This window comes from Lachnospira rogosae (ex Hitch et al. 2025) (genome assembly GCF_040096455.1).
GTDB classification, from domain to species: domain Bacteria; phylum Bacillota; class Clostridia; order Lachnospirales; family Lachnospiraceae; genus Lachnospira; species Lachnospira rogosae.
The window spans coordinates 21,789-35,822 of sequence record NZ_JBBMER010000006.1 but is presented as its reverse complement, the minus strand read 5'-3'; the positions used below and the strand labels follow the sequence as shown (position 1 = coordinate 35,822).

Sequence of the window (14,034 nt, the reverse complement as noted above, 5' to 3'; positions counted from 1 at the left end):
GAATATTTTACCTATCAATGTACAATATATCCGCTAACTGCTTGTAGGCTTCACCCCACTTCGCATTAGGTTTTAAGTTATAAAGCTTCTTATCAAGAACATAGTAACGTCCCTGCTTTACAGCAGTTAATGACGACCACGCCGGATTAGATGTAAGAAGCTTATCTATATTACGGATAGCCGCATCTGTATCGTTGCCCTGTGTTGTAACAAATATGTAATCAGGGTCGGCTACTACAATTGCCTCAAGGCTTAAATCATCAAGCAGTGATGTATCTGAGTCTGCTATATTAACACAGCCCAAATCCTTTAATATCTCACCGCCTACTGAGCCTTCGCTCTGCTTTGCCTTGACACTGCTTGACGAAGTTCTTATAAATAATATCTTTGGATTGCTGCCATCAACTCTTGATTTTATAGTATCTATCTGCTCTTTAACATCTGTTCCATTAGTCTTATACAGATCTCTCCTGCCTGTTATCATAGTACATTTGTCAAGCATATTAAGATACTGCTCAAAATTAGATACATCAAAATATGCTACTGTTATTCCTGCATTTTCAAGTGTCTGCATAAGTGCTATATTAGAATCTGTATTACAGCTTGCAATAACAAAATCTGGTCTTGAAGCTATAAGAAGTTCCACATTAGGATTTAGTATACTTCCAATATTGACAACATCACTTGAAAGCCCTAAATCAAAATTAGTCCATGTATCATTAGCTGTTGCCACTACACTTCCACCAGCAGACATCCATACATCTGCAAAACTTCCTATAAGTGTTGCTGTTCTTTTATAAGAAGTTACTGTAACTGTTCTTCCATAATCATCTATAAACGTATATGGATTGTCAGCTGAAGCACCTGCACCGGCATTATAACCAGAATTATCTACATTAACATCTTCTGTTGCAGTTCCACAGCCTACAAAAGCAAACACCATAACTACAACAAGTGCAAGTGATATTAACCTTTGTATTTTGTTAGTTATTTTTCTTTTTGTCATTAATTAAATCTCCGTTCTTAAATATTGTATATATAATGCTTGGGTGAAAAGCCTCCAGCTTATGATACCTACGGATTGTTCCGTACTGCACACATACAATTCTACACTGGTATTATAGATATTTAATAATCTGTTGTAAGATAACTCGTAACCGCATATACAACATTTCCATTATATATAAGCCTTGACCAGCCGGTATCACCTATTCCTGTTCGCAATGCTATATCTCCATTATCAAGCACATCTACAATATCACCTGATACTTCTGGGATACTTCTTAGATTAACCGGCTCTTTAGCAGTTACCTCCTCATTAACACTGTTAAAGATAATTCCCAATTCAGCTGTATTAAGGCTCTGCTGTGTCTGTCCCGACACTGATGCCTGTGTGCCATAATTATAATTAAAGCTTGAATTGTAATTAAAATAAGCAACATTTACGTCAACATATCCTGATATTCCATCTATTCTGGCATTATTAGTATACTGCCACATAGCACACGCACCTGTGTATGAAGGATGTTCTACTGCTGGATATGTTCCATCTTTATAAGATGCCACCCATATCGGATATCTGGCTTCTATATCCTGTATATTCCATTCCTTATTATTAACAATCTGACCCTTGCCAGCATATAACATGGCATCGTAGCCTTCTCTGTCCACAGTATCCATAAATGCAAGTGCATTGTTAGTTCTTTCTTCATTACTAAGATTATACATTCTGCTTGAAGGATTATTATAATCTTCACAATTGTATACAACAGGGTATGTTATGTCATAGGCTGATATATAATCTATGACCCAGCATGCTTCCTCTATTGCTTCGTCCTCGTCAACCGCTGTCGAAAAGAAATACACACCTATATCTATGCCCGCTTTCTGTGCTCCCTCAAGATTGTATGACGCATATTCATCTTCGCATATAGTTCCATATATATCTGTACGGTATCCAACTCTTATCATCGCGTAATCAATTCCGCTTTCTGCGACTTTATTCCAGTCAATCTTTCCCTGCCATTTGGATACATCAATGCCATTGGAATATGCCATATTATCATTAGAAAATGTTGTTATATTAAGCTCTATCCCATTCTCACTTAATTCCTGTGACATATTATCCGACTGTGGGTCACCATCTGCTAATTCAACATATGAATTATCTGCATCCGCACTGTTACCAGGAATCCCATAAGTGCTGTCAGCTACCTGTATTGTATTACTCACTAAAACATCTTTGCTCGCCTTTCTTTTATTAGTAACCTTGATAACAGGTATGCTTACACATACCCCGGCTGTTACTAATATCAATACAACTACCAGTACTGCTGCTATGTGATGTCCTTTACGTTTTACAAACTTCTTTATATTCTTCATAGCAATCCCCCATTTATGTTAAATCTTTATTTTACATTAACTCAGAATATCAAAATATAATTACCACCAATTTCATTACAATACTAATATTACACTAATTAGTCAATAACATATCTTCTGAATATGTTAATTTTAATAATAATTTTATGATTATTTTGCACAAAAAAATGTTTTGAATATAAATCTTGCATACACTATAAGTGGTGCTATAATGTTTGTTAAAGAAATAACAATATATACAGACGAATACCGTTCAATAATTCCAGCTTAACTGGACATTATATTATCCGGCTGTATAAGAAATGAGGTATAATTATGAAAGTAAATAGTAGAAAAGTTGCTGTAATTGGCTGTGGTTTTGTTGGTTCATCATCTGCATTTGCACTTATGCAGAGTGGTCTGTTCTCAGAAATGGTTCTTATTGATGCAGATACAAAAAGAGCCGAAGGTGAAGCTATGGATATAAGCCACGGCATATCATTTGCAAGACCTATGCAGATATATGCTGGTAATTATAATGATATTACTGATGCCGCAATTATTGTTATAACTGCTGGCGCTAACCAGAAGCCTGATGAAACAAGACTTGACCTTATCAAGAAAAATGCGGCTATTATGAAATCAATTGTTGGCGAAATCAAGAAACGTGATTTTGGTGGAATTCTTCTTATTGTATCTAACCCTGTAGATATTCTTACACTTATTGCACTTAAAGAATCTGGTTATCCATCTAACAGGGTAATTGGTTCCGGAACTGTACTTGATACAGGCCGTTTCAAATATCTGCTTGGTGAACATCTTGACGTTGACAGCCGAAGCGTTCACGCTTTTATTATTGGTGAACACGGCGACAGCGAGCTTGCTGCCTGGAGCAATGCAAGAATAGGCGGTCTTAAGGTTAATGACTTCTGCGAGCTTCGTGGTCACTTCAACCACGAGCAGTCTATGAAGAAGATATTTGAAAATGTCAGAAACAGTGCTTATGAAATTATTGAAAGAAAACATGCCACATACTACGGAATTGCAATGGCTGTCAAAAGAATATGCGAGGCAATCGTTCGTAATGAGAAATCCATTCTTCCAGTATCAAGCCTTATGACAGGCGAATACGGACTTAATGATGTTGTCCTTAGTATTCCTGCTGTCGTCGATGAAACCGGCGTACAGAAGGTAATTCCTATTGAATTGAATGATGAGGAGCTTACAAAATTAAAAGACTCTGCCAATATTCTTAAAGATATTGCAAAAGATTATATCTAAAAGATTATAAACAGATTTTATTAAAAACCTGCTGTAATAAATGTATATTATAATACATATATTACAGCAGGTTAATTATTACCCCGTTATTAATCATACAGCAGAACAATCCACCGCATTTTTATCAATTATAACGTTATTTATGAAGATTTAAAATCAGAGTTACAACTACTCTGCACTACCACTATCTGCCTTCAAAGTATCCGCATTCCCTGTTTCTGGTGTTGTGTTGTTGCCAGCCTTATCTGACGATAAGCGGTTGTTTACCATATCTCTAAGGAGCTGGTATATAACCGATGTGAGCGGAATAAAGAATATCATCCCGAGAAGGCCGAAGAACTTGCCGCCTAAGAACACCGCCATTAATGTAAAGAGTGCCGGAAGTCCTACAGAGCTTCCCACAACCCTTGGATATATGAACTGTCCCTCGATAAACTGAACAATCTGAAATACGATTACAAACCATATAGTAAGTACCGGATTGGTGAATAGCACAAGAAATGCACCAACAACACACGCTAAAAATGTTCCTATGTATGGAACGAACTGGAACACTGCCGCCATTATGCTTATAAGTCCGGCATATGGCATTCTGCATATGCTAAGTGTAATAAACATAAGCACGGCAAGTATACAAGCCTCAACGCACTGTCCTGTAAGGAAACTTGCATAAGTCTGTGCAAAAAGGTTAGTAACACCTGTAACCTTAGAAGATACCTTCTTTCCAAATACAGCTTCTAAAAGCCTTTCTGTCTGTGAAAGCAGGCGTCTTTTATCCATAAGCACATACACTGCAATTATCACAGATATACTAAGATTAAACAAAGATGAACCTATCTGTGGAATACCCGTAAATATGCTCTGGAAAAATGCTCCGGCAACCTCTCCAGACTTTTTAAGTATGCTGTTCCAGTCAATCTTTTCAACATAATCATTAATAAACGTAAGATGTTCATCATATTTATCCAGAATATCAGTCACTACATTTACATTATTATCAAAATTCTTTATAAATCCAGTAATCGACTCTATCAAATCCGGAATAATAGACCACATTATAACAGCTAATACAAGCACAACTATAACTATTGTCACAACTAGGCTTATCCCGTTGCGTGCCTTTTCTTTTCTTAAGAACTTTACTTTCTTTGACAGCTTCTCTAACTGTCTTGACAATGCTTCCATTGGCACATTAAATATAACCGCAAGCATACAACCTAGAATTATTGGATTCAGAATCTTAAAAAATGTTCCTATACCACCAAATATATTCCCTATATTAAGTGCTACAGAAAGACTTATTGCCATAACTATACCCAATACAATTATATTTTTATTCTTCTCTCTTTTTTCCATTAATACTTCTCCCAATTATTATATGAACTTCTGATAATGTAATATATTATGGCTTAAAATATACAATAATGCAATATTTTACAGGATAATTTACACTTAATTTACACTTTAAAATTTATACTGTTATAAGCTCCTGCACATATCTTGACCTCTTCTGGTGTCTTGACCCGCCATCTATATAGATAATATCAAGCTCGTCTTCTGCCCTTGTCATAGCAACATAAAATAGCCTGCGTTCTTCCTCATAATCATCAACCTTCCCCATATAAGCATATGGTGTCACCTGTTCATTCGCTGATATTATTATAACCTTCTTCCATTGAAGTCCCTTAGCACCGTGAAATGTGCTAAGATACACGCCTTCATTCTTATCCGTTCTCACCCTGTATTCCCTGTCAGTTATATATCTGTACCATTCAGACATATTATCAAACTTCAGTGCTTCCTTTTTCATAGCTTCTGACTGGTTAATGATATCCCCGCTGTCAAGTCCTGTATACTCTGCATACTCAAAAAGGTCATTTTCATACCCCATATCATCGTATATATAATTGATAAACTGTGTCGGATTATCTATCCTCGAAAGACTTCTGAAATCAAGAAACATATCATTGATTGTGTCGTTAATTCTTAAGCAATCCTGTCTGCTGGCATTCTTTGTACAGACTTCGTATATTTTATTCCTGTCAAATTCGCAATTGTGCACAAGGTTGCTTCTTATATATCTTTTGGGTCTGTTAATTATCCGTCTAAGATCCGTCTGTTCCGGCACACCTCTTGAAAGCCTGTAATATGCAAGCATATCGTAAAAACATATGCCAAGATGAATATCATCCACATTATCCCTTGTAAAAAATGGCATACCTATCGTTTCTAATGTATTGACAAGCACCGAGGCCTCTTTCTTCACCCTGTAAAGTATTGCAATATCGCTTAAATGTCCGCCTGTCTTTACATAGTCATTAATAAGTGACACTGCCATATCTGCCTGCCTGCCATAAGATGCGGTCTGTCTTATGTGCACTTTTCCCTCACCCTGCCTGTATGCTGACATATTTTTGGCAATTCTGTTTTCATTATTTCTTATTACTTTGTCAGCACCTTCTATTATATATGGAAGACTTCTGTAATTAGTACCCAGAATTATCTGTACAGACCCAGGATATTTTCTTGAGAATTCCTTAAATATTGAGCTGTCAGCTCCTCTGAAACCATATATTGACTGGTCATCATCTCCAACTACACACACATTTTTCCTTAAATCAGCAACCATATATATAATCTCTGCCTGCAATGTGCCTGTATCCTGAAACTCATCAACCATTATATAGTCAAATATTCCCTGCCAGTATTCCAGCTCCTGCTTATTAGAGCTTAAGCATTTGTGACAATATAATATCATATCGTCAAAATCAAGCTTCTTATTATTCTTTTTAAATTCCTTATACTGGGAAAAAGTTATCTCAAGATATGCCTTAGAACTGCTTTTACTGTCCTGAATGTCAGCCGTACCGACCGCCATACTATTTATGTATTCGTTACATTTTCTATAATACTCATCAAAATCATCAGGAACCCCTGATACTCTCTTATATAAAAGCTGTCTGTGAAATTCAGTAAAGAACTTTAATCTTCCGGCTTCCGATAATATATCTTCAGCCTTCAGATTATATGCTCTTGCAAGTACCGAATAACACAGGGAATGTATAGTTGAAAATCTTATGCCATCACTGCCATACTGCATTTTATACCTGTCTGCCATCTGCACTGCCGCAGCCTTGGAAAATGTAAGTACCAGTATTCTATATGGTCTGACACCTGATTTAATTATATTATTAGCCCTTGCCACTATAACCGATGTCTTTCCTGAACCTGCAACAGATATGATACACACCTGTCCATCAATTGTGTTAATGGCTTTCTGCTGTTCTTTACTATATTTCAATCAAATTCTCCTAAATTCTGAACTTTTCATACCACATAAGCACCATACTTACCATAAGTATAACTGATGATACCCATATTGTATGTATTCCAAATGTTTCTGATAAATTACCGCCTATTCCTGCACCAAGTGCAAAGAAAAATATAATTCCAAAATAATGAATTGCTTTAAATAACTGCTCTTTTTTTCTTTCTCTTACGAATACAGAAAGTGCATCTGTACCACTTCTTAAATTACCTATGCACATTGTGCTTGCATATGCAAAGCCGTTGACTTTTCTGAATGCCTGAACCTGCATAGCACACGAAAATGACACCATAATTGTTGCCACCATATTAAAAGTCTCTGGTATAAAACCTACAATTGTAAGTATTATAATTTCTATTAGAAGAACTAACTGTCTCCAATGGATTTTCTTTGCCATCTTGTATCTGGCATTAATCTGTTCTGTCACAAACACTCCAAGTCCGAATGCTAAGAAAGGAAACAGATACTTAATTCCACCGACTATATTTCCTGTCATAAAATTCTGACTCATAAGGACAACATTTCCTGTCTGTGCATTAGAGAATACTTTATCTCTTGTGAAATATGTATAAGCATCCTGAAATCCACCTGACACCGCAAGAACTGCACTATTCAGAAATGTTTCTGACATCTGGATTTGTTTCTTGGTTATCATAATAATACCAACCTCTTTCCTGTATTATCTGCGATATATCACTACAACATCACCATTCTGTATAAGTGTATCGCCAATAGGTATTATATTCTCTTCTCCTCTTTTTACAAGGGCAATTATAAGATTTTCTGGAAGATCCAACTGGCGTATTGTTCTATTGCACCAGTTATTATCCGAAGTTATGTTAATCTCCTCAAGCGAATCATTATCGCCATTCTCATATGCGGGAATACTGAGTATCAGATTATCCCCGCCGCATATCTTAGTATTGCCTCTTGTAATAATTGTTTCCCTGCCTCTTTTTATCATAAGTGCAATTGCACCTGTCGGCATATGTACTTCACTTATAAGCTTATTCTCCCAATTATGACCTTTAGGTATGAACATACGCATAAGCGTAATTGATGATTCTTCTTGATAATCATTGAATGTCTTACGTACATCTGATGTTTCATCAATCATATCCAACCGTCTTGAGACTGCTGGAAGAAGCGTTCCCTGAATTGCAACTGACAGAAGTGATATCATAAACACTATATTAAACAAATCCTTTGACATAACGCTTCCGCCCGCCATAATCACTATAGAGAACACTATTGAAGATGCTCCCCTAAGACCTGCCCACGACACTAAAAGGCACTGACGTACCGAGCATTTGAACGGCTTAAGTATCGCAAATACTACGGCCGGTCTCGCTATAAATGTAAGAAATACCGCAATTGCTATAGATATTGGTATAATTGTTAAAAATCTGTGAGGGTAGGATAACAATCCAAGCATAAAGAATATAACTATCTGTGCCAGTGTTGTTACACCATCAAAAAATGGAACAATATTACCTTTATTGCGTATCCTGCTGTTACCAAGCAGAATGCCAAAAAGATATATACATAAGAATTCATTGCCGCCGACTAACTGTGAAAGTCCTAAGCCTAAAAGCACAACAGCAAGAATAAATATAGTATCAAGTCCATTTACAATTATATCCGTCCTGGTAAGAACATATATGGCAGCCACCGCAAGACCTATGCCAATAAGCACACCATATACAATCTGTGCAAATATAACGTATGGAACTTTTATAAGATTATCACCATTAAGAATATATATTCCTATAACAGTAAGCATATAAGCAATAGGGTCATTACTACCACTCTCTATCTCTAAAAGCGAAGCAACACCATCTTTTAAATTAAGCTTCTTACGTCTTAATATTGCAAATACACTCGCCGCATCTGTTGCTGACAGAACTGCTCCAACAAGAAAGCTTTCCGCTATTGGAAATCTCAATACAAAATAACAGAACAGCATTGTAAATGCCGCTGTAAGAATTACGCCACAGGTAGACAATAGAACAGCTTTAACAGCAACAGGTCTGGCAGTCTTCCATTTAGTATTAAAACCACCATAAAACATAATAAACCCAAGTGCAATATTACATATATATTCTGTCATAGTAAAATTGTCAAATTCAATTCCAGCTATTCCATCGCATCCAAATAACATACCTATACCTATAAAAAGTATAAGTGCAGGCATGCCGAACCTTCCCGAAAACTTGTCTGCCGCAATACACATAATAAGCACCAATGCTACTAATATTATTTCTAATGTCATACAATCTCCCTTTTAACGCCTGCCCTCATAAGCTGTATACACTTCTTTAGATATGAAGGACTTATCACTCTGTTATCTTACTTCTTCATTCACACTTTCCGAACTAATCTGTTTATTTAGTATATTTTTATCTATTGTGTCAAAGATAATATGTTCCTATAATATCAGTCTGGCAATTATTTGTCAAACATACAATTGTTTATATATTCTTTTATAATTCCGACAACTCCGTCAGCACCAATTCTTGTTTCATCTATACACATATCGTAATATGCCGCATTTCCCCATTCCTGATCAGAACAATATTTATGAAACTCTGCTCTCCTGCTGTCAGTTTCATTAACAACAACCTTCGCCTTTCTTTCAGAAATATTATGGACATCTGCTATATGCTTAATTCTCTCAGCCTTATCTCCGCTTAAGAATACGCTTACCTTGTCTGGTCTGTCAGAAAATGCGTAATTAGCTCCCCTGCCTATTATCACACAATCACCGTCACCTATTATTGGATAAAGGGCTTTTCTTGCCTCGCTAAGCAGTACATTGTTCTCGTCACTGCTTATAGAATGCATTAAAGCATTTACCGGTATCTCGGAGAAGAAATAAGGGAATTTATCATATATCCCTTTTTCCTTAGCAAGCTTAACAATATGTTCCTTATTATAAAATGTAAGTCCATACTCATCAGCAAGTCTCTGACCTATCTCATCACCCATACATCCACACTGTCTTGCAATTGTAATAATCATATTTATCCTCCATTCTCATTATTATATATATAAAATTTTTTCACACACAGAAATAATCTTCAATATTTTGAAACCTGTGTGTCACAACTTCTTATTCTTTTATAAGAAGTTCGCAAATACACTTGCACCAACTACTGTAAGTATACCTGCAACAGCAATTGAAAGACTGCTCATAGCACCTTCTATCTCTCCCATTTCAATAGCTTTAGCTGTTCCTACAGCGTGTGCAGATGTTCCTATCGCAACACCTTTAGCTATCGGGTCTGTAATTCTGAATACTTTACATATAAATTCTGCTAATATATTGCCAATTACTCCGGTTACAACAATAACTGCAACTGTAATCGTTACATATCCGCCAAGTTCTTCTGATACACCCATACCAATTGCAGTTGTAATTGACTTTGGAAGCAATGTTACATATTGCTCGTGGGTAAGTCCAAAAACCACCGATAATACAAGCACTGTAACAAGGCTTGTGACAACTCCCGATGCTATTCCTAATATAATTGCCGCACAATTACTTTTTAAAAGCTCGAACTGCTCATAAAGAGGAATGGCAAGACACACCGTGGCTGGTGTCAAAAGCCAGCTAAGATACTTCGCACCGGCATTATAGCTTTCATAATCAACTTTACCAATTATTAATACAACCATAGTTACAATTATAGATATAAGCAGTGGATTAAACAATCCCAGCTTTAACTTCTTTTTAAGAAATGTTCCTGCCATATATGCGATAAGACTTATTGCTACTCCCGCAAATGCTGAATCAAGAAAAAAACTATTCATTATTATCCCCTCTCTTAGTACGTCTTACAATAAACTGTGTAACGTGTCCGCTTACACCCATAACAGTAAATATTGTTGCAACTGTTATTATGCATATCGGAACTAATATCGGCTTTAAATTAAGCCATGATGATATAAGACCTACTCCTGCAGGAATAAACATTACAGGCATAATTTCTATAAGAAATCGTCCTGCTTCCTTAACTGCGTCAAGCTTAATCAATCCTGTAAGAAGACCAGCAAATAAGATAACCATACCATAGATACTTGCCGGTACTGGAAGTGGTATGAACTTATTCATCAATTCACCCACTAACGAGATTACAAGAATAATCAAAAACTGTTTAAGATACTTCATAAATAAACCTCTTTTCTTTTGTGCTCTTATTTCATATATATTTGAACGGTCCAGTGCACAAATTCGCCAACTATTATATCTCTGCCTCGTTATATATATCAAGTGTATCCGCCAGAAATACACAAAAAATACAATAACACATATAAAAAAGAATATGTAAAAACACATTCCTGCACCGAGCACGGTCGCTTGCGATAAAATACATCTTCGTGCGAGTGTGCATAATCGGCATATAGTGCCTTTTATGTAATAGGGAATTCTATTGGAATTTCCTATTACATAAAAAAGCCGCAGCTATCAGATTATCCTGACAACTGCAGCTGCAACAAGTATACATTAAACCGTACACATTATATTATTATTTTCCCTGCTCTTTTACGAAATCTTCGTATAAAGGAGACATGCTTCTTAATCTTTCTACGATACCCTTTAATTCATCTACAACATAATCAGCATCTTCGATTGTTGCATCTTCACCAAGTGAAAGTCTTAATGAACCGTGTGCTATCTCGTGAGGAAGTCCGATTGCAAGAAGAACATGTGATGGGTCAAGTGAACCTGATGTGCAGGCTGAACCTGATGAACCACATATTCCCTTCTGATCAAGCATAATAAGCATTGATTCACCCTCAATAAATCTGAAACAGAAATGAACATTTCCAGGAAGTCTGTCTGTTCTGTCACCATTAACTCTTGAGTATGGAATTTCTGCTAACACTCTGTCAATAATGTGATCTCTTATTGCTGAGATATTCTTAATATTCTCTGACATATTAGTATTGGCAATGCTTGCCGCCTTAGCCATTCCGATAATACCTGGTACATTGTGAGTTCCTGCTCTTCTGCTTCTCTCCTGTGAACCACCGTGAATAAATGAACCAATCTTAACCTTGTTGCTTACATATAAGAAACCAATTCCCTTAGGACCGTGGAACTTATGTCCGCTTGCGCTTAACATATCAATATTCATTTCCTGTACATTAATAGGAATATGTGCAAATGCCTGTACAGCATCTGTGTGGAATATCACTCCCTTAGAATGTGCAATTGCACCTAGTTCCTTGATTGGCTCAACTGTACCGATTTCATTATTAGCAAACATTATGCTTGCAAGTATTGTTGTATCTTTAATTGCCGCTTCGAATTCTATAGGGTCAACCTTTCCGTATTCATCAACATCAAGATATGTCACTTCATATCCGTGCTTTTCAAGCCATTCGCAAGTATGAAGAATTGCATGATGTTCAATCTTAGTTGTAATAATGTGATTACCCTTTGACTTAAATGCCTCTGCTGCTGCCTTTAATGCCCAGTTATCAGACTCGCTTCCGCCACCTGTAAAATATATTTCATTAGGCTTAGCCGCACCGAGAATAGAAGCTATAGTTTCTCTTGCTTCTTCCATATCATTCTTAGTCTTCTGTGCAAAACTATATACACTTGATGGATTAGCGTATGATTCTGTAAAATAAGGCACCATAGCATCAACAACTTCCTGTCTTACTGCTGTTGTAGCCGCATTATCCATATAAATAAACTTACTCATTATTATTATCCTCCGCATTTTGTTTCTGAATATCAACCTATCTATCCAATATGAAATATTATAAAGCAGACATAGTAATTGTCAAGAAAATTTTACAGCCGCTTCCTTTTCTTTATTTCTTTAACGTTATTATATCTACCCTATACTCACGAACCCGTGCTATCGCACTCTCTCGTCCTGCTTCGCACGACTGTTCGTTCGTTAATGGCACAAGAAAAGTAAATGTCTGCTTCGCAGCCGCTTCCTTTTCTTTTGTGCTCATTATATGATAGTTCCTCCACCAAGAACATATTCACCATCATATAATACAAGTGCCTGTCCTGGTGTAACTGCCCTTTGTGGCTTATCAAACTTACACTCAAGCGTGTTATCATCAATCATTCTTATTGTACAGTCTGCACCCTCATGGCTGTAGCGTATCTTTCCTCTTGCTCTCATTGGCTCTTTAAGGGCTTCAATTGCCATAAAATTAAGATTCCCAGCATACAATGTATCAGTAAATACATCTTTATTCTCACCAATAACAACTTCATTGGTATCAGGTCTTACTGCAACTACAAATACAGGATGTCCCATAGCAAGTCCAAGCCCTTTTCTCTGTCCAACAGTATAGTGGATAATTCCATTATGCTTTCCGATTACATTACCATCAACATCAACGAAATTGCCCGGAACTGACTTATAATCAGTAGTTCTTTCTATATATCCTGCATAATCATTATCAGGAACAAAACATATCTCCATACTGTCCGGCTTATTTGCAACCATAAGATAATTATCTGCCGCAATCTTTCTTATCTCATCTTTAGTATAATCTCCAACTGGCATAAGAGTGTGTGCAAGCTGGCTCTGTGTAAGATTATAAAGTGCATATGTCTGGTCTTTCTTTGCTGTTACTGAGTTCTTAATTGCATATCTGCCATTATCAAGCTGGCTTATTCTTGCATAATGTCCAGTTGCTATATAATCAGCACCTATATCAAGGCTTCTTTTAAGAAGCGATTCCCATTTGACATATCTGTTGCAGGCGATACAAGGATTAGGAGTTCTTCCCCTCTTGTATTCATCAACAAAATAATCAATTACACTTTTCTTAAATTCATTCTTAAAATTCATTACATAATAAGGTATATCAAGCTGTCCAGCCACGCGTCTTGCATCATCTACAGCAGATATTCCACAACAGCCATTCTCTGTTGTCTCTACTGCATCGTCCTGCCATATCTGCATTGTAACGCCAATAACGTCATAACCCTGCTCTTTTAAAAGATATGCGGCAACAGATGAGTCAACACCTCCTGACATACCTACAACAACTTTCTTCTTCATATATTCTCCATTTCAATC

At 36.5% G+C, this 14,034-nt stretch carries 13 protein-coding genes; 1 reads left to right on the top strand and 12 read right to left on the bottom strand.

Annotation, left to right across the window (positions count from 1 at the left end; genetic code table 11):
• Positions 1-7: 7 nt before the first annotated feature.
• Together WMO14_RS08825 and WMO14_RS08820 are read right to left on the bottom strand one after the other, a co-directional pair.
• On the bottom strand, positions 8-1,006 hold the full coding sequence (locus WMO14_RS08825; protein WP_022502860.1) for an ABC transporter substrate-binding protein: 999 nt from the start codon (positions 1,004-1,006) through the stop codon (positions 8-10).
• 122 nt (positions 1,007-1,128) lie between these two features.
• The gene (locus WMO14_RS08820) at positions 1,129-2,382 is read right to left on the bottom strand and encodes a GH25 family lysozyme (RefSeq protein ID WP_055175498.1); all 1,254 of its coding nucleotides are present in this window, start codon (positions 2,380-2,382) and stop codon (positions 1,129-1,131) included.
• 315 nt (positions 2,383-2,697) lie between these two features.
• Between WMO14_RS08820 and WMO14_RS08815 the strand changes: the two genes are divergently transcribed.
• Positions 2,698-3,642, top strand: coding sequence for an L-lactate dehydrogenase (locus tag WMO14_RS08815; RefSeq protein ID WP_349153690.1), 945 nt, complete (start codon positions 2,698-2,700; stop codon positions 3,640-3,642).
• Between the two features lie 168 nt (positions 3,643-3,810).
• Here WMO14_RS08815 and WMO14_RS08810 read toward each other — a convergent pair whose 3' ends face one another.
• From WMO14_RS08810 to mnmA, 10 genes are all read right to left on the bottom strand, one after another.
• On the bottom strand, positions 3,811-4,998 hold the full coding sequence (locus tag WMO14_RS08810) for an AI-2E family transporter (RefSeq protein ID WP_349153689.1): 1,188 nt from the start codon (positions 4,996-4,998) through the stop codon (positions 3,811-3,813).
• A 115-nt stretch (positions 4,999-5,113) separates the two neighbouring features.
• Positions 5,114-6,943: an ATP-dependent helicase gene (locus tag WMO14_RS08805; RefSeq protein ID WP_349153688.1), complete on the bottom strand. Its 1,830-nt coding sequence runs from the start codon at positions 6,941-6,943 to the stop codon at positions 5,114-5,116.
• Positions 6,944-6,953: 10 nt separating this feature from the next.
• The gene (locus WMO14_RS08800) at positions 6,954-7,625 is read right to left on the bottom strand and encodes a YoaK family protein (protein ID WP_022502864.1); all 672 of its coding nucleotides are present in this window, start codon (positions 7,623-7,625) and stop codon (positions 6,954-6,956) included.
• A gap of 24 nt (positions 7,626-7,649) precedes the next feature.
• On the bottom strand, positions 7,650-9,242 hold the full coding sequence (locus WMO14_RS08795; RefSeq protein WP_022502865.1) for a potassium/proton antiporter: 1,593 nt from the start codon (positions 9,240-9,242) through the stop codon (positions 7,650-7,652).
• Between the two features lie 176 nt (positions 9,243-9,418).
• On the bottom strand, positions 9,419-9,991 hold the full coding sequence (locus WMO14_RS08790; RefSeq protein WP_090139489.1) for a cytidylate kinase-like family protein: 573 nt from the start codon (positions 9,989-9,991) through the stop codon (positions 9,419-9,421).
• A gap of 99 nt (positions 9,992-10,090) precedes the next feature.
• A complete protein-coding gene (locus WMO14_RS08785; protein WP_022502867.1) occupies positions 10,091-10,783 on the bottom strand; it encodes an LrgB family protein in 693 nt (230 codons plus the stop codon).
• Positions 10,776-11,141: a CidA/LrgA family protein gene (locus tag WMO14_RS08780; RefSeq protein ID WP_022502868.1), complete on the bottom strand. Its 366-nt coding sequence runs from the start codon at positions 11,139-11,141 to the stop codon at positions 10,776-10,778. The genes WMO14_RS08785 and WMO14_RS08780 overlap by 8 nt, the downstream gene beginning before the upstream one ends.
• Positions 11,142-11,499: 358 nt before the next feature.
• Entirely contained in the window at positions 11,500-12,687 is a 1,188-nt protein-coding gene (gene nifS / locus WMO14_RS08775) for a cysteine desulfurase NifS (RefSeq protein ID WP_022502869.1), read from the bottom strand.
• Between the two features lie 112 nt (positions 12,688-12,799).
• On the bottom strand, positions 12,800-12,949 hold the full coding sequence (locus WMO14_RS08770) for a hypothetical protein (protein WP_022502870.1): 150 nt from the start codon (positions 12,947-12,949) through the stop codon (positions 12,800-12,802).
• Positions 12,949-14,016: a tRNA 2-thiouridine(34) synthase MnmA gene (mnmA, locus tag WMO14_RS08765; RefSeq protein ID WP_090139487.1), complete on the bottom strand. Its 1,068-nt coding sequence runs from the start codon at positions 14,014-14,016 to the stop codon at positions 12,949-12,951. Before mnmA ends, WMO14_RS08770 begins: the two co-directional genes overlap by 1 nt.
• Positions 14,017-14,034: the final 18 nt, after the last annotated feature.

What these genes read in the sequence shown, in the direction of transcription:
- WMO14_RS08770 (WP_022502870.1), bottom strand. Translation starts at nt 12,949, where the DNA reads ATGAGCACAAAAGAAAAGGAAGCGGCTGCGAAGCAGACATTTACTTTT.
- WMO14_RS08810 (WP_349153689.1), bottom strand. Translation starts at nt 4,998, where the DNA reads ATGGAAAAAAGAGAGAAGAATAAAAATATAATTGTATTGGGTATAGTT.
- WMO14_RS08785 (WP_022502867.1), bottom strand. Translation starts at nt 10,783, where the DNA reads ATGAATAGTTTTTTTCTTGATTCAGCATTTGCGGGAGTAGCAATAAGT.
- nifS (WP_022502869.1), bottom strand. Translation starts at nt 12,687, where the DNA reads ATGAGTAAGTTTATTTATATGGATAATGCGGCTACAACAGCAGTAAGA.
- WMO14_RS08780 (WP_022502868.1), bottom strand. Translation starts at nt 11,141, where the DNA reads ATGAAGTATCTTAAACAGTTTTTGATTATTCTTGTAATCTCGTTAGTG.
- WMO14_RS08815 (WP_349153690.1), top strand. Translation starts at nt 2,698, where the DNA reads ATGAAAGTAAATAGTAGAAAAGTTGCTGTAATTGGCTGTGGTTTTGTT.
- WMO14_RS08790 (WP_090139489.1), bottom strand. Translation starts at nt 9,991, where the DNA reads ATGATTATTACAATTGCAAGACAGTGTGGATGTATGGGTGATGAGATA.
- mnmA (WP_090139487.1), bottom strand. Translation starts at nt 14,016, where the DNA reads ATGAAGAAGAAAGTTGTTGTAGGTATGTCAGGAGGTGTTGACTCATCT.
- WMO14_RS08795 (WP_022502865.1), bottom strand. Translation starts at nt 9,242, where the DNA reads ATGACATTAGAAATAATATTAGTAGCATTGGTGCTTATTATGTGTATT.
- WMO14_RS08820 (WP_055175498.1), bottom strand. Translation starts at nt 2,382, where the DNA reads ATGAAGAATATAAAGAAGTTTGTAAAACGTAAAGGACATCACATAGCA.
- WMO14_RS08825 (WP_022502860.1), bottom strand. Translation starts at nt 1,006, where the DNA reads ATGACAAAAAGAAAAATAACTAACAAAATACAAAGGTTAATATCACTT.
- WMO14_RS08800 (WP_022502864.1), bottom strand. Translation starts at nt 7,625, where the DNA reads ATGATAACCAAGAAACAAATCCAGATGTCAGAAACATTTCTGAATAGT.